The sequence below is a fragment of the Actinomadura sp. 21ATH genome, from assembly GCF_041951345.1.
Lineage (GTDB): Bacteria > Actinomycetota > Actinomycetes > Streptosporangiales > Streptosporangiaceae > Spirillospora.
In genome coordinates, this window is the sequence record NZ_JBGNUR010000002.1 from 592,653 (window position 1) to 611,585 (window position 18,933).

Annotated in this window: 13 protein-coding genes; 6 read left to right on the forward strand and 7 right to left on the reverse strand. The window is 75.8% G+C overall.

Translation table 11 applies throughout. The annotated features are described in order from the left end of the window. Nucleotides 1–16: 16 nt before the first annotated feature. The gene (mtnA, locus tag ACA361_RS09275; RefSeq protein WP_375011414.1) at nucleotides 17–1,024 is read right to left on the reverse strand and encodes an S-methyl-5-thioribose-1-phosphate isomerase; all 1,008 of its coding nucleotides are present in this window, start codon (nucleotides 1,022–1,024) and stop codon (nucleotides 17–19) included. Nucleotides 1,025–1,212: 188 nt separating this feature from the next. Here mtnA and ACA361_RS09280 point away from each other — a divergent pair, with 188 nt between their 5' ends. The 3 genes from ACA361_RS09280 to ACA361_RS09290 all read left to right on the forward strand — a co-directional run bounded on the left by ACA361_RS09280 (nucleotide 1,213) and on the right by ACA361_RS09290 (nucleotide 6,835). Continuing rightward, nucleotides 1,213–1,908, forward strand: coding sequence for a hypothetical protein (locus ACA361_RS09280; protein ID WP_375011415.1), 696 nt, complete (start codon nucleotides 1,213–1,215; stop codon nucleotides 1,906–1,908). A 120-nt stretch (nucleotides 1,909–2,028) separates the two neighbouring features. Further along, on the forward strand, nucleotides 2,029–3,537 hold the full coding sequence (locus ACA361_RS09285; RefSeq protein ID WP_375011416.1) for a DNA polymerase Y family protein: 1,509 nt from the start codon (nucleotides 2,029–2,031) through the stop codon (nucleotides 3,535–3,537). Further along, a complete protein-coding gene (locus ACA361_RS09290) occupies nucleotides 3,530–6,835 on the forward strand; it encodes an error-prone DNA polymerase (RefSeq protein WP_375011418.1) in 3,306 nt (1,101 codons plus the stop codon). Before ACA361_RS09285 ends, ACA361_RS09290 begins: the two co-directional genes overlap by 8 nt. A gap of 7 nt (nucleotides 6,836–6,842) precedes the next feature. Here the strand turns inward: ACA361_RS09290 and ACA361_RS09295 are convergent, their stop codons facing one another. Next, nucleotides 6,843–9,308 (reverse strand): protein kinase, encoded by a 2,466-nt coding sequence (locus ACA361_RS09295; protein WP_375011419.1) that lies wholly within the window; start codon nucleotides 9,306–9,308, stop codon nucleotides 6,843–6,845. A gap of 234 nt (nucleotides 9,309–9,542) precedes the next feature. Here ACA361_RS09295 and ACA361_RS09300 point away from each other — a divergent pair, with 234 nt between their 5' ends. Beyond that, complete coding sequence (locus ACA361_RS09300) at nucleotides 9,543–10,805, forward strand: polysaccharide deacetylase family protein (RefSeq protein WP_375011420.1); 1,263 nt, start codon at nucleotides 9,543–9,545, stop codon at nucleotides 10,803–10,805. A gap of 2 nt (nucleotides 10,806–10,807) precedes the next feature. On the opposite strand, the gene ACA361_RS09305 is transcribed toward ACA361_RS09300, so the two are convergent. Next, nucleotides 10,808–11,734 (reverse strand): Ppx/GppA phosphatase family protein, encoded by a 927-nt coding sequence (locus tag ACA361_RS09305; RefSeq protein ID WP_375011421.1) that lies wholly within the window; start codon nucleotides 11,732–11,734, stop codon nucleotides 10,808–10,810. 197 nt (nucleotides 11,735–11,931) lie between these two features. Here ACA361_RS09305 and ACA361_RS09310 point away from each other — a divergent pair, with 197 nt between their 5' ends. Both ACA361_RS09310 and ACA361_RS09315 read left to right on the forward strand, forming a co-directional pair. Beyond that, nucleotides 11,932–12,846 (forward strand): RDD family protein, encoded by a 915-nt coding sequence (locus ACA361_RS09310; protein ID WP_375011422.1) that lies wholly within the window; start codon nucleotides 11,932–11,934, stop codon nucleotides 12,844–12,846. A 22-nt stretch (nucleotides 12,847–12,868) separates the two neighbouring features. After that, a complete protein-coding gene (locus tag ACA361_RS09315) occupies nucleotides 12,869–13,306 on the forward strand; it encodes a PH domain-containing protein (RefSeq protein WP_375011423.1) in 438 nt (145 codons plus the stop codon). A 107-nt stretch (nucleotides 13,307–13,413) separates the two neighbouring features. Here ACA361_RS09315 and ACA361_RS09320 read toward each other — a convergent pair whose 3' ends face one another. The 4 genes from ACA361_RS09320 to ACA361_RS09335 are packed head-to-tail and all read right to left on the reverse strand — an operon-like array spanning nucleotide 13,414 to nucleotide 18,827. Further along, nucleotides 13,414–14,313: a ribokinase gene (locus tag ACA361_RS09320; protein WP_375011424.1), complete on the reverse strand. Its 900-nt coding sequence runs from the start codon at nucleotides 14,311–14,313 to the stop codon at nucleotides 13,414–13,416. Between the two features lie 16 nt (nucleotides 14,314–14,329). Further along, nucleotides 14,330–16,279 carry a substrate-binding domain-containing protein gene (locus tag ACA361_RS09325; RefSeq protein WP_375011425.1) on the reverse strand — a complete coding sequence of 650 codons (1,950 nt, stop codon included), beginning with the start codon at nucleotides 16,277–16,279 and terminating at the stop codon, nucleotides 14,330–14,332. Beyond that, entirely contained in the window at nucleotides 16,279–17,814 is a 1,536-nt protein-coding gene (locus tag ACA361_RS09330) for a sugar ABC transporter ATP-binding protein (RefSeq protein WP_375011426.1), read from the reverse strand. Before ACA361_RS09330 ends, ACA361_RS09325 begins: the two co-directional genes overlap by 1 nt. Beyond that, nucleotides 17,811–18,827, reverse strand: a complete 1,017-nt coding sequence (locus ACA361_RS09335; protein ID WP_375011427.1) for a LacI family DNA-binding transcriptional regulator — start codon at nucleotides 18,825–18,827, stop codon at nucleotides 17,811–17,813. Before ACA361_RS09335 ends, ACA361_RS09330 begins: the two co-directional genes overlap by 4 nt. Nucleotides 18,828–18,933: the final 106 nt, after the last annotated feature.

Here is an 18,933-nt window from a genome sequence, read left to right on the forward strand (position 1 = left end):
CGGAGGCTCCTGTCTGTCAGGCGAGCGGTGTCCTACCCGCCGAGACCTCCAGCACACCGGTCTCGGTGACCAGCGCCGTGACCAGGCGGGCCGGGGTGACGTCGAACGCCGGGTTGAACGCGCTCGCGCCCTCGGGGGCGGCGCCGTTCAGGACCTCGCCGGCGGCGCGCTCCTCGATCGGGATGCCCGCGCCGGTCGGCGTTGCCGGGTCGACGGTGCTCCAGGGGGCCGCGACGACGAACGGGATGCCCGCGTCGGCGCAGGCCAGCGCCACCCCGAGCGAGCCGATCTTGTTGGCGGTGTCGCCGTTCGCCGCGATCCGGTCGGCGCCGATGACGGCCACGTCGACCAGCCCGCGCAGGATGGTGCTCGGCGCGGCGCCGTCGGTCTGGACGCGGTACGGGATGCCCGCCTGGCGCAGTTCCCAGGCGGTGAGGCGGGTGCCCTGGAGCAGGGGGCGTGTCTCGTCGGCGTAGACGAGCTCGACCCGGCCGCGGTCGTGGAGCTCGCGGACCACGCCGAGCGCGGTCCCCCATCCGGCCGTGGCGAGCGCCCCGGCGTTGCAGTGGGTGAGGACGCGGAGTGGCCGTTCGCCGGTACGGGCGAGGATCCAGTCGGCGCCGAGCCGCCCGATCGCCCGGTTGCCGCGCACGTCCTCGTCCAGCAGGGCCTGGGCCTCGGCGAGCACGGCGGCGACGCCCTCGGGCATCAGGGGCAGCACCCGGTCGACGCCGGCGGCGAGGTTGACCGCGGTCGGGCGGGCGGAGCGGACGCGGGCGATCGCGGCGTCCCGTTCCGCGTCCGGCCAGCGCTTCCGCTCGGCTTCGAGCATGGCGACGGCGACCCCGAACGCGCCCGCGACGCCCAGGGCGGGCGCGCCCCGTACGGCGAGCCGCTGGATCGCGTCGACCAGCGTCGCGGTGTCGCGGACGTCGAGATGCTCGACGCGGCCGGGCAGGACGGTCTGGTCGATGAGCCGCAGGCCGTCGCCGGTCCATGCCACGGCCCTGATGTCGTTCGCCACGCCCGCTCCCGAATCTCCCGTTTCGCGTCCCCACGCTACCGAGCGCCGGCGGCCGCGCCTCGCCCGCGGGTCGGTGAAAATCAGTTTTCCCCGACGCCGTAAGGCTTTCCGCAGCCTTGTGACCTGCGACGACTTGACACGGATCGAATCTGTGTTCGAAATTGGGTGCGGCTCGGGAAGGAGGCGGCGTGGCGGACGCGGCGTTGGCGGGGGCGCCGCTGGACGCGCCGCGCGCCGGCCTTCCCGTGCTGCCCGCGCTGCGCCCGCTGCTGCCGGGCGGGCTGCGGCCCGGGTCGGTGGTTGGCGTGGCCGGTCCCGGCTCGGCGTCACTGGGTCTGGCGCTGGTCGCCGGGGCCTCACGCGAAGCGGTCAAGGCAGGCGAAACGAACGAGGCGGGAGGCGAAGGAGGGTGGTGCGCCATCGTGGGACTTCCCGATCTCGGCCTGGCCGCCGCGGCGGGGATGGGCGCCGCTCCCGAGCGCCTGCTGCTGGTCGACGAGCCGGGCGAGCGTTGGCCGGACGTGGTGGCGGCGCTGGCCGAGGCGGTCGACCTCGTCCTGCTGAACGTCGCGGAACGGCCCGCCGCCCCGGCCGTGCGGCGGCTGTCGGCGCTGGCCCGCAAGCACGGCTGCGTGCTGGCCCTGACGGGCGCGTACGCCCGCGAGTGGCCGGGGACGCGGCTCCGGCTGCGGGTGGCCGAGTCCGAGTGGCGCGGCCTGGGCGACGGGCACGGGGTGCTGCGGGGCCGCCGCGCCCGGGTCGTGGCGGACGCCCCCGGCGGGGAGCGGGGCGGCTGGCTCTGGCTCCCCGGCCCCGACGGCACCGTCACCCCGGCCGAGCGCCCGCCCCGCTCCGGCCGCCCGAGACTGGACGTCGTCGCATGAACCCCGCCGCCCCCTCAGTGAGCCGGAGGGGCGCGGCGCCGCCTGGACTGAGGAGCGACGAAGGAGCGACGAGGGAAGGCGGCGCCGAAAGGCGCCCCGGAGGTGAACGGGGGATACAGCGTGGGTCGGGTGTTGGTCGTGTGGTGTCCTGACTGGCCGGTCACGGCGGTCGGGGTGGACGCGGGGACGCCCGGTGCGGTCGTGGCGGAGCAGCGGGTGGCGGCGTGCAGCGCGGCGGCGCGGGCGGCCGGCGTGCGGCGGGGGCAGCGGATCAGGGACGCCCAGCGGCGGTGCCCGGAGCTGGTGGTGCGGGAGCGCGACCGGGACGCCGAGGGGCGGCTGTTCGAGTCGGTCGCCGAGGCGGTGGCGGAGCTGACGCCCAAGGTGGAGGTGGTGCGGCCGGGGCTGTGCGCCGTTCCGGCACGGGGTGCGGCACGTTTCTACGGGGGCGAGGAGTCGCTGCGGCTGCTGGTGCAGGACGCGGTGGTGGAGGCGGGGTTCGACTGCGGCGCGGGGATCGCGGACGGGCTGTTCGCGGCGGAGCTGGCGGCGCGCGACCAGGGAGGCACGGTCGTGGCGGAGGGGGGCGCGGCGGCGTTCCTGGCGCCGTACCCGCTGTCGGTCCTGGACCGGCCCGAGCTGGCCGATCTGCTGCGGCGGCTGGGCGTGCGGACGCTGGGCGACTTCGCGGCGCTGCCGGCGGGGCATGTGGCGGGACGGTTCGGGCCGGACGGGGCGCTGGCGCACCGGCTGGCGCGGGGCGAGGAGCCGCGGCCGGTCGCGCCGGCGCCCGCGGCGGCCGACCTGTCCGTACGGGACGAGTTCGATCCGCCGGCGGCGCGGGCCGAGCAGGTGGTGTTCGCGGCCAAGCGGCTGGCGGGCCGGCTGCACGAGGGGCTGGGCGCGGGCGGGCTGACCTGCGTGCGGCTGGCGGTGGACGTGGGGTTCGCGGACGGCCACGTGCTGCGGCGGCTGTGGCGGCACGACGGGGCGCTGTCGGAGACGGCGGTGGCCGAGCGGGTGCGCTGGCAGCTGTCGGCGGGCCGGGTCGACGGGTCGGTGTGGGGCGGGGTGACGTGGCTGGAGCTGTCGCCCGATCAGCTCGTGCCGGACGAGGGCCGGCAGGAGTCGCTGTGGGGGCGTACGGCGGTCACCGAGCGGGTCGCGCGGGCCGCCGACCGGATCCAGGCGCTGCTCGGCCACGGCGGGATCACCCGGCCGGTGCTGGTGGGCGGCCGCGGTCCCGGCGAGTGGGTCGTCAGGGTGCCGGTCGGCGATCTGCCGCCCGGCGAGCGCGCCGGCGGCCCCTGGCCGGGACGCGTTCCCGCGCCGGCGCCGTCCCGGGTGCCGGAGCGGGCGTGGCCGGCCGAGGTCACGGACGCGTCGGGGGCGCCGGTCACGGTGTCGGCCCGCTGCGCGGTGTCGGCGCCGCCCGCGTACGTCGCGGTGGGCGGGGGCCGGGCGGCGCCGGTCGCGTCCTGGACGGGGCCGTGGCCGGCCGTGGAGCGGTGGTGGGACGCCGCGCACGCGCGCCGCCGCGCCCGGTTCCAGGTGGTGACGGGCGAGGGGCGGGCGTACCTGCTGGCGGTGGAGTCCGGCCGCTGGCACGTGGAGGCGGCGTATGACTAGCTGGCACAACCCGGCCGTACCGTGGAGCGAGTTCGAGAAGCGCCTGTCGTGGGGGCGGGGCGGCGGCGCCGAGGCCGGGGCGGCGGCGCCGTGCGAGCCTCCGCGGTCCCGGGTCGTGCCGGGGGACGTGGCGTGGGCGGAGCTGCACTGCCATTCGTCGTTCAGCTTCCTGGACGGCGCGAGCAACCCCGCGGCGCTGGTGGCGGAGGCGGCGCGGCTCGGGGTCGGGACGATGGCCGTCACCGACCACGACGGCATGTACGGGGCGGTGCAGTTCGCGCGGGCGGCGGGCGAGGCCGGGATCCGGACGGTGTTCGGCGCGGAGCTGAGCATCGGCCTGCGGGGGCCGCGCGCGGGCGAGCCGGATCCGGCGGGGCGGCACCTGCTGGTGCTGGCCAGGAGCCCGGAGGGGTACGCGCGGCTCTGCTCGGCGATCACGGCGGCGCAGCTGGCGGGCGGGGAGAAGGGCCGTCCGGTGTACGACCTGGAGGCGCTGGCCGGCGCCCACGGCGGCGAGTGGGCGGTGCTCACGGGATGCCGCAAGGGGCACGTCCGGGCGGCGCTCGACGCGGCCGGCGGCGGGCCGGAGGCGGCCGAGCGCGAGCTGCGGCGGCTGATGGAGATGTTCGGCCGGGAGAACGTGTTCGCCGAGCTGATCGACCACGACCAGCCGGGCGACGACCCGCGCAACGACCTGCTGTTCGAGCTGGCCGGCCGGACCGGGGCGGGCGTGGTGGCGTCCAACAACGTGCATTTCGCGGCGCCGGGCGCGGACGCGCGGCTGGCGCAGGCGCTCGCGGCGGTGCGGGCGCGGCGCAGCCTGGACGACATGGCGGGCTGGCTTCCGGCGGGCGGCACGGCGCACGTGCGGAGCGGCGCGGAGATGGCGGCGCGGCTGGCGCGGTTCCCGGGCGTGCGGGAGGCGACGGTGGAGCTGGCCGGGGCGTGCGCGTTCGACTTCCAGGTGATGGCGCCGCGGCTGCCGCAGTGGCCCGTGCCGGACGGGCACACGGAGGCCAGCTGGCTGCGGAGCCTGGTCGCGGACGGCGCGCGGGAACGGTACGGGCCGCCCGAGAGCGAGCGGGTCCCCGGCGCGTACGCGCAGATCGCCCGCGAGCTGGACGTGATCGAGCAGCTCGGCTTCCCCGGCTACTTCCTGATCGTCCACGACATCGTGGAGTTCTGCCGCGGCGCGAACATCCTGTGCCAGGGGCGCGGCTCGGCGGCGAACTCCGCGGTCTGCTACGCGCTGGGCATCACGGGCGTCGACGCCGTCCACCACGGGCTGCTGTTCGAGCGGTTCCTGTCGCCGGGCCGGGACGGCCCGCCCGACATCGACCTCGACATCGAGCACCGCCGCCGCGAGGAGGCGATCCAGTACGTCTACCGCAAGTACGGGCGCGAGTGCACCGCGCAGGTCGCCAACGTGATCAGCTACCGGCCGCGGATGGCCGTCCGGGACGCGGCCCGCGCGCTGGGCTTCTCGCCCGGCCAGCAGGACGCCTGGTCGCGCGGCATCGACACGCGCGACCCCGTCGGGGCGGAGAACGAGATCCCCGCGACGGTGACCGCCCTGGCGGAGCGGATGCTGGCGCTGCCGCGCCACCTCGGCATCCACTCCGGCGGCATGGTGATCGCGGACCGGCCGGTCGGCGAGATCTGCCCGATCGAGTGGGCCACCATGCCGGGACGGAGCGTCCTGCAATGGGACAAGGACGACTGCGCGGCGGCCGGGCTGGTGAAGTTCGACCTGCTGGGGCTGGGCATGCTCGCGGCCCTGCACGACTGCTTCGACCTGGTGGCCGAGCACCACGGCGTGCGGTACGACCTCCAGTCGATCCCGCCGGACGACCCCGAGGTGTACGAGATGCTCGGCGACGCCGACACGGTCGGGGTGTTCCAGGTCGAGTCGCGGGCGCAGATGGCCACGCTGCCCCGCCTGCGGCCGAGGGAGTTCTACGACCTGGTCGTGGAGGTCGCGCTCATCCGTCCCGGCCCCATCCAGGGCGGCTCGGTGCATCCCTACCTGCGCCGCCGCAAGGGGAAGGAGGCCGCCGCCTGCCCGCACCCCCTCATGGAGAGCGCCCTCGCCCGTACCCTCGGCGTGCCGCTCTTCCAGGAGCAGATGATGCAGCTCGCCGTGGACTGCGCGGGGTTCACGCCCGCCGAGTCCGACGAGCTGCGGCAGGCGATGGGCGCCAAGCGCGCGCCGGAACGCGTCGAGCGCCTCAGGCAGCGGCTCCTCGACGGCATGGCCGAACGCGGCATCCCGTCCCGCATAGCCGAGGACGTCTACGAGAAGATCCTCGGCTTCACCGGCTTCGGCTTCCCCGAATCCCACGCGCAGAGCTTCGCGCACCTCGTCTACGCCAGCTCGTACGTCAAACGGCACTACCCGGCGGCCTTCACGGCGGCGCTCGTCCGGAACCAGCCCATGGGCTTCTACAGCCCGCAGACCCTCCTGGAGGACGCGCGCCGCCACGGCGTCGAGGTGCGGGGCGCGGACGTCAACGCCAGCGGAGTCCACCCCACCCTGGAGGAACCCCTTCCCGTCACCAGCGCGCACCCGCACGCGCCGTCCCGGCCCCAGCCGGCGATCCGCCTCGGCCTGAACGGGATCCGCAACCTGGGCGAGGACACGGCCGCGGCCATCGCGGCGGGGCGCCCGTACACGAGCATGGAGGACCTCGCCCGCCGCGTGCGCCTCCCGACGCCCGCCCTGGAGGCCCTCGCGACGGCCGGGGCGTTCGGGTCGCTGCCCGTCCACGACGGGGGCGCGCCGCTCTCCCGGCGCGAGGCCCTCTGGGCGGCGGGCGCCCTGGCGGGCACCGGCCCGGGGCAGCTCAGGAACGTCACCCCGGGAGCCGCCGCCCCCGCGCTCCCGCCCATGACCGCCGTGGAGGAGACCCTGGCCGACCTCTGGTCGACGGGCGTCTCGCACACCCATCCCATGGCCCACGTGCGCGAGGCCCTGGACGAACTCGGCGCGACCCCGTCCAGGGGCCTCCCCGCCGTGCCCGCCGAGACCAACGTCGTCGTCGCGGGGCTCGTCACGCACCGGCAGCGGCCGCCGACCGCCGGCGGCATGGTCTTCATGACGCTGGAGGACGAGACCGGCATCCTGAACGTGGTCTGCCCGCCGCAGGTGTTCCGGCGCCACCGCGCTCTCGCCCTCGACTCCCAGGCCCTCCTCGTGAACGGGCGGCTCGAACGCGCCGACGGCGTCACCAACGTCCGCGCCACCCGCCTGCGGCGCCTTCCCGTCCCCGGCCGCGTGAAGGCCCGCAACTTCCACTGACGCGGCGTCAGGACCAGCTGGGGTGGCCCACCGTTCCGGTCTTGGGGCCGAACGGGCGGTCGCCGGTGCCGTCCGCCTTGACCGTGCGGATCTCGGGCTTCTCGTACGGGCCGCGCGCGTAGCAGATCCACTTGCCGTCCCGGGACCACGCGGCGTCCATCTCGTGCTCCGCGCCCGCCGTCACCCGGCGCGCGCCGGAACCGTCGGCGTTCACCACCCACACGTCCGCCTCCGGGTAGGCGCCCCGCGTGTAGGCGATCTTCGTGCCGTCCGGTGACCACTCGGGGTCGGCGGCGGCCACGCCGTCGGTGGTCACCTTCTGCCAGGCGCCGGGATTCCGCGGGTCGAGCGTGAAGATCGCCTGCGTCCCGTCCCGCTTGCTCCAGAACGCCAGCCGCCCGGTGGACGACCACATCGGATCGTCCTTGTCCGCCCCGTCCGACGTCAGCCGCCTGGGCGCGGTCTCCCCGATCGTGATCGTGTAGATCTGCCGTACGCCGCCCTCCTTGCCCATGAAGGCGAGCCGCCTTCCGTCCGGCGACCAGGCGACCCGTCCCCCGGCGAGCCGGTCGGTCACCCTCCTGGGGTCACTGCCGTCCGCGTTGACGAGCCACGCCTCGTTACGGTCCCCGCTCCTGCGGGTGAACGCGACCGTCCTCCCGTCGGGCGAACGCTCCGGCAGCATGTCGCACGCGTTCCCGGTGACCAGCGGGACGGCCGCGTCCTGGCCCGGCGTGTACGTGCCGATGTCGCCGTGGCACTCCTCGGGCCATCCCGCCTTGGTGTCGATCCGTACCAGCATCGGCTCGACGGGCGGCCCCTCGGGCTGCGCCGCGGGCGCGCGCTTGGCGGGCTCGTCCCCCAGCATCGCCGCCAGCAGCCCCGCACCGGCCAGCACGACCCCGACGCCCGCCACGGCCCCCGCGACGAGCACGTTCCGCCGCCGCCCCGGCCTCCCCGGCCGCGCCGGAGGCGCCTGCACGGGCCCGGGCCGGTACGCCGCCGGATCGGTGACGGTCTCCCCGGCCGGCTCCGTCCCCGGTTCCGCCGCGGCCCGCGAACCCGCCCCGGCCTCCTGCCGAACCTCTGCCCCCCGTCCCCCCGAACGCGATGACGCCGGGCTCGAAGACGGCGCGGCACCGGCCGGAGGCGAGAACGCCGCTCCTGAAGGCGATGCGGCCGGGCCCAGAGGCGATGCCGCCGGGCTCGAAGACCGCGCCGACCCCCCGGGCGAGGACGCCGGGGCCGGGACGGACGGCGCCGGACTCGGAGACTGCGCGGCCCCCGCCGGGGGCGATGGCGCCGGCCCTGGAGGCGGGGACGCCGGGGCCGGAGGGGACGGCGCCGGGCTCGAAGACGGTGCGGCGCTCGCCGCGGGCGAGGGCTCCGGTCCTGGAGGGGGGAACGCCGCGACCGGAGGTGACGGGGCGGGGGCCGGAGGGGACGGTGCCGGGTTTCGAGGGGGCGCGGCGCCTGCCGACGGTGGGGACGGCGGCCCCGCGGGGGATGCGGCCGCGGGCGGAGGCGTCGAGGTCCGGTCCGGAGGGGGCGGGGTGGGGGCGCGGTCGGGGGTGGGACGGCGCGGGGCGGGCGGGGTCGTCCAGGATTCGCCGAGGGTGGTGGTGACCTCGGATTCGCCGGCGCCGCCGCCGACCAGGCTGAGGAGCAGTTCCTGGGCGGTGGGGCGCGTCTCGGGCTCCTTGCCGAGGGCGGCGCGGACGAGGGCGGCCAGGGGGTCGGTGAGGGCGCCGAGTTCGGGGTCGGCGTGCAGGGCGCGGCCGACCATGACCTGGATGGAGCCCTGCCCGAACGGGTTGCGGCCGTTGGCGGCGTAGGCGATCAGGCAGCCCCAGGCGAAGACGTCCACGGCGGGGGTGATCTTCTGCGTGAGGATCTGCTCGGGGGCGATGTAGCCGGGGGTGCCGACGACCTGGCCGGTGGCGGTGTGGGAGGTGGCCATGTCGAGGGCGCGGGCGATGCCGAAGTCGATGACGCGGGGGCCGGAGATCGAGAGCAGCACGTTGCTGGGCTTGAGGTCGCGGTGGACGAGGCCCGCCGAGTGGATGGCGACCAGCGCGGCCGCCACGCCGACGGCGACGCCGTGCAGGAGGCCCGGGGAGAGGGTGCCCTGGTCGTTGATGTGCTGGAGGAGCGACGGGCCCTCGATGTACTCGGTGACCATGTAGGCCATGCCGAGGTCCTGGCCGTGGTCCAGGACCTGGGCGGTGCAGAACGAGGCGACGCGTTCGGCGTTGCGGCACTCGTCGTTGAAGCGGGCGACGAAGGCGCGGTCGCCGGCGAGCTCCGGCCGGACGACCTTGACGGCGACGCGGCGGCCGTCGGCGCCGCGGCCGAGGTAGACGGCGCCCATGCCCCCCTCGCCGATCTTGGCGTCCAGGGTGTACGGGCCGACCCGGGCCGGGTCGTGGGACTGCAGCTCGCGCAGGGACACCGCGCCAGGCCGGCTCTCCATGGGCGTCACCTCTCGCCGCCGGGCCCCCTCCCCGCCGGCGCCCGTCGTGGCGGACGGCGCCTGGGCCCACCCCAGTCCAGAGTGGCAGAGAACGCCCGCCGGGTCCGCAGCGCGCCGTAGGCCGGAAAAGGTCAATGTTCGGCCAAGCGACGCCAGAAATGCGGCAAAGCCCTGATCGGAGTGCGGTGTCCGGTACCTACGCTGATCGGCGGCAGCGATCTGCGGAGGGTGCTCGTGCTCGGGTGGCTCCGCCTCCGGGGAGGCGTCGCGGCGGTGCTGCTGCTCGCCGCCGCGGGCTGCTCGGCGCGGGAGCATCGCGAGCCGGCGCCGGTCACGGACGTCACGGAGGTGCGGGCCGCCGACCCCGGCCGGATCCCGGGGATCATGCCGGTCACGCGGGTGGACGAGCGGCGGCGGGCGTTCGCCGCGTACCCCTCGTTCGCCGGGGCGGAGCCGCTGAACGACGCGCTGGCGCGGGCCGTCGACGGGTGGTTCCGGCTCTCCGGCGGGCGGCGCGGCGTCCCGGAGCTGAACGTGGAGTGGTCGGCGGCCGCCTTCTCGGACGGCGTGATCGGCGTCCGGCTGGCCGCCGAGCGCGGGGGCACCGAGCGCCGCACGTTCTGGTACGACCGGGCCGCCGGCGAGGTGCGCGGGTCGGGCGACCTGGTGGACGAGGAGCGCCTGGCCGCGCTGGTGCGGCGGAAGGCGCGGGCGGGCGCGGCCGTCCCCCGGACCTTCCCGTCGCTGGCGTTCAACGGCCACGGCGATCTGGTGGCCGAGTTCGGCGCCGACGCGGTCGCGATCGGGTACCGGGCGTACGAGCCGCTGCTGACGCCGTTCGGGCGGCGGGCGCGGGACGCCGCGCTGGAGGTGCGGCCCGCGCCGCGCTGGGATCCGGTGCCGCGGACAGCGGTGGCGCCGGTCGACTGCAGGACGGCCAGGTGCGTGGCGCTGACGTTCGACGACGGGCCGGGGCCCGAGACGGGGCGGCTGCTGGACATGCTCGCCGGGTACGGGGCGCGCGCGACGTTCTTCGTGGTGGGCGGGAACGCGGCCGCGCTGCCCGCGACGCTGCGGCGGCAGCGGGCGGCGGGGCACGAGATCGGCAACCACACGCAGGCGCACCGCGATCTCACCCGGCTGCCGGCGCTGCGGGTCAGCTCGGACATCCAGCGGACGCAGCAGGTCGTCAAGGCCGCGACCGGGCGGGGCGCCACGCTGCTGCGGGCCCCGTACGGCGCCGTGAACGGCACGGTGACCGGGGTTGCCAGGTCCCTGGGGCTGGTGCACGTCGGCTGGAACGCCGCTCCCGGAAGCGGCGGGGACATCGCCGCCGAGGCCGTGGCGGCGGCCAGGCCGGGCGGCGTCGTCCGGCTGCGCGACACGGACCGGGAGTCGGTGGACGCGGTCCCGGAGATCCTCGCCCGGCTGGCGGCGGACGGCTACACGTTCGTGACGGTCCCGGAGCTGCGGGCCGCCGGGACGGTCCCGCGCTGACCTCAGCTGATCGCGTCGAGCCGGCGCAGGATGACGCCCTCGCGCAGCGCCCAGGGGCAGACCTCCAGCTGCGTCACCCCGAACAGGTCCATGGCGGCGTCGGCGACGATGGCGCCGGCGGGCAGCTGCGGGACGCGGCTCTCGGAGACGCCGGGCAGCCCGGCACGTTCCAACGGCTCCATCAGGGCCAGTTTCGCCGCCCATTCGGTGACGTCGTCATGGCGGAGCGAGCGCTTGACGAACGGGCCCTCGGACGAGGGCGCGGCCCCGGCGATCCGGGCGAGCTGCTTGAACGTCTTGGAGGTGGCCACCGCGTGGTCGGGCGTCCCGTACCGGGCGACCTCGCCGACATGGCGGGCGATCTCGGCGCGGACGTGGCGGCGCAGCTTGCGGGCCTCGTCGGCGGGTACCGGATCGGCGGTGAACCAGTCGCGGGTGAGCCGGACGGCGCCCAGCGGCAGCGAGATCGCGGCGTCCGGGTCCTCGTCGATGCCGGCCGCGATCTCCAGCGAGCCGCCGCCGATGTCGATGACCAGCAGCCGGCCGGACGACCAGCCGAACCAGCGCCGCACCGCCAGGAACGTCAGCCGGGCCTCCTCCTCGCCCGACAGGACCTCGATGCCGACCTCGCAGTCGTCGCGGAGCCGGTCGAGGACCTGCTCGCCGTTGGCGGCGTCCCGGACGGCCGAGGTGGCGAAGGCGACGAGGTCCTCCACGCCCTTGTCCTCGGCGACCTGGAGCGCCTGCTGGACGAAGTCGCGCAGGCGGCGCTCGCCCTCCTCGGACAGCCGGTCGCCGTCCTCGAGGTGGGCGGCCAGCCGCAGTTCCGCCTTGTGTGAGAACGCCGGGAGGGGCCGCGCGCCGCGGTGCGCGTCCACCACGAGCAGGTGCACGGTGTTCGAGCCCACGTCCAGCACGCCGAGTCGCATGGTAACGACGCTACCGAAAGGAGGTTACGGGTTCGTGAGCGCATCATGACTTATAGGGCGAAGTCCGTCCTGTTCGGGGAATGCGCGCCTAACGGATCGGCCAGAGATCCTGGCCGTCCCGGACCGAGACCGCCCCGAGGACGACGGCGATCTGATGGGATGTCCGGTGCCGCCTTCCATCGCTCCCCGGGAGACCGATGAACGCCTTCCCGCCGCCTCCGTTCCCCCCGCCGGCGCCCGCGGCGCCCTGGCCCGTCCCGGCCCCGGACGCGCCCGCCGGGACGTGGCGGCGCGCGGCCGCCTGGGCGCTCGACTTCGCCCTGGTGATCGCGGCCGCGGTGGCGCTGGGCGCCTGGACCTGGACGCGGATCGGCTCGCTGGTGTCGTCGGTCCCGTCGCTGGCCCAGAAGGGCGCCTGGGACCTGCTCGCCTCGCGCGGCGACGTCAGGACCGCCTCGGCGGACTTCGGGCTCTCGCTGTGGGGCACCGCGTCGGGGTACGTGACGCAGGCGTTCGCGCTCCTCGTGGCGGCCGTGTTCGCCTACCACTTCGCCGCGCTCGCCTGGAAGGGCCGGACGGTCGGCATGCTGCTGCTCGACCTGCGCGTCGAGCCCGCCGCGCGGGACCGGCTCGGCAAGGGCCAGGCGCTCGGCCGGGCGGCGGCGGCGAGCGTCGCCGACGTCGGCCTGTACGCGCTGGCCTGCTGCCTGCTCGTCCGCGGCGACTTCGTCCTCGCCGTCACCTGCTGGGCGCTCGCCGTGGCGGTGTTCTGGCTGAACGTGCTGCCGGTGCTGTTCCCGGGGCGGCGCACGCTGCACGACCGGATGTCGGGCACCCGCGTGGCCCGCGCCGGCCTGTACCGCGCCGCCGCCGGGCAGGCCGCCCAGGGCGGGCGGATCGCGCTGCGGGGCGCGCAGCGGATCTCCGAGCACGAGCGCGTGCGGGACGTCACGGGCAGGGGCCGCAAGGCCCTGGACAGGGCGCGGCGGCGGCCGGACGCGCCTCCCGCCGTCGCGCCACCGCGGGCGTTCACGCCGTTCCCGCCGAACGCCGCGCCCGTCCAGCGCCCCGCTCCGTACGGGCAGCCGATCCCGCGGCCTGAAGAGCAGTGACGCTCCCGCTAACGTGGGCGGCGTGAGCGGGGAGGAAGCGGGAGGCGCGGAGCGGCGGTGGCGGGTGCCGCCCGCGCACGTCGTGCTCAAGGCGGCCGGGGCGGCGGCGTTCGCCGTGCTGGGCCTCGTGTCCCGCGACGACCGCCCGTTCCTGCTGCTGGCGCTGGTCGCGGCGGCCGGGATGGCGGCGCTCGCGCTGCGGGACGTGCTCGCCCCCGTACGGGTCGCGGCGGACCCCGGGGGCGTGACGGTCGTCAGCGGGTACGCCGGGCACGTCCGGATCCCGTGGGACGAGGTGGCCGCCGTGCGGGTGGACGAGCGGCGCCGGCTGCTCCTGCACACCCGGCTGCTGGAGATCGAGACCGCCGGCGACCTGCACCTGTTCAGCGCGTACGACCTCGGCGGCGACGTCCAGGACGTCGCCGCCGAGCTGGAGCGGCTGCGCGCCGCGGCCCGCTGATGCGGTGACCATGCCGCCCTGCCGTGTCGACTCGTGGCGTGTCCGCCTTTCGCGACGCCTCCCGGAGAGAGACACGCCACGAGTCAACGTCTGAGGCGGGGGCCTCGTCAGGCGGGCAGCGGGTCGTCCGCGGCCGGGTAGGAGCTCTGCGCGCCGGACTCGCGGACGGCGGCGGCGCCGACCCGGACCGCGTACCGGGCCGCGTCCGCGAGGCCGTCGCCGCGCGCCAGCCGCAGGCAGAGGGCGGCGGTGAACGCGTCGCCCGCGCCCGTGGTGTCGACCGCCTCGACCTTCGGCGACGGCACGGCCGTGACGCCGCCGGCGTCGGCGATCAGGGCGCCGTCCGCGCCGAGCGTGACGAGCACCGAGCGCGGGCCGCGGCCGAGCAGCGCCGTGGCCATCGCGGCGGGCCCGTCGCGGTGGCCGAGCAGGAACGCCGCCTCGTGCTCGTTCACCACCAGCGGGTCGCACAGCTCCAGGACCCCGGCGGGCAGTTCCGCGGGCGGGGACAGGTTGAGCACGATCCGGGCGCCCGCCGCCGCCCCGATGCGGGCGGCGGCCGCGACGGTCTCCAGCGGGATCTCCAGTTGGAACGACACCACCGCGGCGCCCTCCAGCAGGTCGCGGGCCCGTTCGGCGTCCTCGGGGACGAGCCGCGCGTTGGCGCCGGGCGAGACGATGATGCTGTTGTCGCCCCCGGTGTCCACGGTGATCAGCGCGACCCCGCTCGGCCCCGGCGTGACGCTCAGGTGGGACAGGTCCACGCCCGCCGCCGCCAGCGCGTCCCGGAGCAGGGCGCCGTGCCCGTCGTCGCCGATCCGGCCGAGGATGGCGGTCCGGCCGCCGAGCCGGGCGGCCGCGACGGCCTGGTTGGCCCCCTTGCCGCCCGGATAGGTGGCCAGGTCGGTCCCCAGCACGGTCTCGCCGGGGGCCGGCCGCCGGTCGACCCCGATCACCAGGTCGGCGTTGACCGATCCGACCACGACCACTTCATGCCGACGTTCCACGCGTGTCTCCCGTTCTCTAGGACGTCGCGAACTCGGCCGCGTTCTCGCGGGTGGCCATCTTGACCGGCACCATCGAGGTCGCGCCGAGCCCGTCGCCGTTCGCCGCCTTCACGGCGCTCTGGACCGCCATCCTGCCCAGCAGCGCCGGCTGCTGCGCCACCGTGGCGTTCATCGTGCCCGCCTGGACCGCCTTGATCCCGTCCGGGGTGCCGTCGAACCCGACCACCTTGACCTGCTTGCCGGCCTTGCCGCCGAGGGCCTTGACGGCGCCGAGCGCCATCTCGTCGTTCTCGGCGAAGACGCCGTTCAGGCCGGGGTTGGACTGCATGAGGTTGGTCATGACGTCCAGGCCCTTGGTGCGGTCGAAGTCGGCGGGCTGCTTGGCCACGACCTGGACGCCGGGGAACTTCCTGATGCCTTCCTCGAAGCCCTGGCCGCGCTCCCGGGACGCCGAGGCGCCCGGCTGCCCCTGGATGACGACGATCCTGCCCTTGCCGCCCAGCTCCCGCGCCATCCGCTCGGCCGCCAGCCGGCCGCCGGCGACGTTGTCGGAGGCGACCAGCTGCGCCACCTTCGCGCCGTTCACCGTGCGGTCCGCCGCGATCACCGGGATCTCGGCCCGGTTGGCGGCCTGGACGGCGGGCGCGGCGGCGTCGGAGTCCACCGGGTTGACGATGATCGCCTTCATGCCCTGGCTGGTGAAGTTCTGGACCTGGTTGACCTGCTGGGACGCGTCGTTCTGCGCGTCGGACACGGTCAGCGTGATGCCCTGCTTCCTCGCCTCCTCCTCGGCGCCCTGCCGGAACTGGACGAAGAAGGGGTTGTTCAGCGTCGACACCGACAGCCCGACCTTGACCCCGCCGCCCGCGACCGTGCCGGTCCCGGAGCCGCCGCCGGTGGAGGCGACGCCGACGGCCAGCGCGACCACGGCCGCGGCGACGACCGCGCCGCCCGTCCAGAACGCCGCCGGGCGGATCTTCGTACCGCGGCGCCGCACCGTGTCCAGCAGCACGGCCAGCGCGATGACCACGCCGATCACGACCTGCTGCCAGAACGCCGACACCGACAGCAGGTTCAGCCCGTTGCGCAGCACGGCCAGGATCAGCGCGCCGACGAGGGTGCCGAACGCGCGGCCCTTGCCGCCCGACAGGCTGGCGCCGCCGATGACGACGGCCGCGATGGCGTCCAGCTCGTAGCCGCTGGCGGCCTGCGGCTGCGCGGAGGCGAGCCGGCCGGCCAGCACGATCCCGGCCACGGCGGCGAACGCGCCCGACAGCGCGTAGGTGACGAGCTTCTGCCGCGGCACGCGGATGCCCGACAGGCGGGCGGCCTCCTCGTTGCCGCCGATCGCGTACATCGCCCGGCCGCTGTAGGTGCGGGCCAGGACGAACGCGGTGAGCAGCCCCATCGCCGCCATGACGATCACCGGGACCGGCAGGTACGAGCCGATCGTGTCGCCCACGTGCGTGACGGCCTCGGGCAGCGCGATCGGGCTGCCCTCGGAGATCACCAGGGCCAGCCCGCGGGCGATGCCCAGCATGGCCAGGGTGGCGATGAACGGCGGCAGCTTCCCGTACGTGATGAGCGCGCCGTTCACCAGCCCGGCCGCGACGCCGACCACGATCGCCAGCACCACCGCGATCGGCCATGGCAGCCCGTGCGTGGTGGCCGTCCAGACGAGCACGACCGCCGACAGCGCCGCCACCGCGCCGACCGACAGGTCGATGCCCGCGGTGACGATCACGAAGGTGACGCCGAACGCCAGGATCGCGACCACGGCCGCCTGGACGCCGACGTTCAGCAGGTTGGTGACGGTCAGGAAGTCGCCCGACAGCAGGGCCAGCACGACGACGAGGACGGCCAGGCCGGCCAGCGCCCCGTTCTCGCCCAGCAGCCGGCCCGCCGCCCGCGGCGCGCCGCCGCGCGGCGGCTCCTGCGGCGCCTTGCGCAACGTGTCAGTGGACATCAGGCATCTCCGTCCTCGTACTCAGAGCGCTCAGGGTGCTCGTGCTCGGTGCCGTTCGCCGCGAGGGCCAGCGCCATCACCGCGTCCTGGGTGGCCTCGTCGGCCGGCAGCTCGCCGGTCAGCCGGCCGCGCGCCATCACCAGCACGCGGTCGCTCATCCCCAGCACCTCGGGCAGGTCACTGGAGATCATCAGGACCGCGTGCCCGGAGGCGGTGAGGGAGTTGATCAGCCGGTAGATCTCGACCTTCGCGCCGACGTCGATACCGCGGGTGGGCTCGTCCAGGATCAGGACGCGGGCGTCGGCCAGCAGCCACTTGCCGATCACGACCTTCTGCTGGTTGCCGCCGGACAGCGTCCCGGCCTCCTGCCGCAGCCCGGCCATCCGCACGTTCAGCTTCGCGGCGATGCCGGCGGCCCGGTCGCGCTGCCCGGAACGGTCCACGATCCCGCCGCGGCTGGTCGGGCCCAGCGTGACCAGGCCCAGGTTCTCCTGGACGTCGGCGCCGAGCACCAGGCCCTGGCCCTTGCGGTCCTCGGGGACGAGCCCGACGCCCGCCTCCATCGCCGCGTGGACGTCGCCGCCGCGCAGCGCCGCCCCGTCCACGGTGACCGTGCCCCGGTCGTACGGATCGGCGCCGAAGATCGCGCGGGCCACCTCGGTACGGCCCGCGCCGACCAGGCCCGCCAGCCCGACGACCTCGCCGGCCCGGACCTCGAACGAGACGTCCTCGAAGACGCCGTCCCTGGTCAGGCCGCTCACCTTGAGCAGCGGCGCGCCGGCGTCGGCGCGCTCGCGCGGGTACCGCTCGTCGATCGGGCGGCCGACCATCAGCCGCACCAACTCGTCCTCGGGGGTGTCGGCGGGGACCTCGGCGACCGAGCGGCCGTCGCGCAGCACCGTCACCCGGTCCCCGAGCCGGGGGATCTCCTCCAGATGGTGGGTGATGAACACGATCGCGACGCCGCGCTCGCGCAGCGTGCCGACGATCTCGAAGAGCGTGTCGACCTCGCCGGCGGTCAGCACCGCGGTCGGCTCGTCCATGATCAGTACGCGGGCGTCCCGGCCGAGCGCCTTGGCGATCTCGACCATCTGCATCCGGGCGATGCCGAGGTCGGCCATCCGCGCCCGCGGGCTCGCGTCGACGCCGACCCGGGCCAGCAGCTCCGCGGCCGCCCGCTCCATCGCCCGCCGGTCCACCAGGCCGAACCGGCGCGGCGGCCGGCCGAGGAAGAGGTTCTCGGCGACCGTCAGCTCCGGGACCAGGTTGAACTCCTGGTAGATGGTCGCGATGCCGAGCCGCTCGGCGTCGGCCGCCGACCGGATGTCGGCCGGGCTCCCGTCCACCTCGATCCGGCCGGAGTCGGGGCGGTGCGCGCCCGACAGCGCCTTGATCAGGGTGCTCTTGCCCGCCCCGTTCTCGCCGAGGAGCACGTGCACCTCGCCCGGGCGCAGGTCGAAGTCGACCCCGTCCAGCGCGACCACGCCGGGGAACGCCTTGCGCAGCCCGCGTACCCGCAGGATCTCGTCCGTCATGCCGGGCTCCCTCCTTCTTCACCGTGCTCGCCGCAGGACCGGCGGACCACCAGCCGGGCGGCCAGCACCACCGACTCCACCGGCCGGTCCTCGATCCGGTCGGCCAGCACCCGCACCGCCCGCCGGCCCAGCTCCTGGACCGGCTGCCCGATGGCGGTCACCGGCGGGTCCACATGGGTGAACCACGGCAGGTCGTCGTACGAGGCCAGCGCAACCCGGGACGGGATCGCCAGCCCGCGGGCGCGGATCTCGTCCAGCGCGCCCAGCGCCATCAGGTTGTCCCCCGCGAAGATCACCTCAGGGGGTTCGGGCAGGTCCAGCAGCCGTGCGGCGCCCGCCCGGCCGCTGGCCGCCTGGAAGTCGCCGGCCTCCAGGTACTCCGCCGGGACCGCGAGGCCGCAGTCGCGCATCGCGGCGACGAACGCGGCGGTGCGCTCGCGCCCGGTCGACAGCAGCGCGGGCCCGGAGATGAACGCGATCCGGCGGTGGCCGAGGCCGCGCAGGTGCCGGACCAGCGCGCCGATCGCCGCCGAGCCGTCCGCCCGTACGGTGGGCACGTCCAGGCCGGGCAGGGTGCGGTCCAGGAACACCAGCGGCTGCCCGTCGGCGACCATCCCCCGCACCAGCGGCGTGATCTCCGCGGTCGGGCACAGCAGCAGGCCGTCGACCCGCTGCTCCAGCAGCGTCCGGACGTAGTGGTCCTGCCGGTCGGGCCGCTCGTCGGCGTTGCCGATCACGACCGAGTAGCCGAGCGCGCGGGCCTCGTCCTCGATGGCGCGGGCCAGCTCGGTGAAGAACGGGTTGAGGATGTCGCCGATCACCAGCCCGATCGTGCGGGTGGCGTCGGTGCGCAGCGAGCGCGCGACGGCGTTGCGGCGGTAGCCCAGGGCCTCCACCGCGGCCAGCACCCGGGCGCGGGTCTCGGGGGCCACGCGGTCGCTGTCGTTCAGCACGCGGGACACCGTCGCGACGGACACGCCGGCGTGGCGGGCCACGTCCTTCACGCTGGCCATGGTCACCTCCGCATGTCCGTGCCGGCCGAGCTGGTGTAAACGATTACATCAATGTAAACGATTACACGCCCGCTCGCACCCGCGCAAGTCCCCGGATCCGGCTACG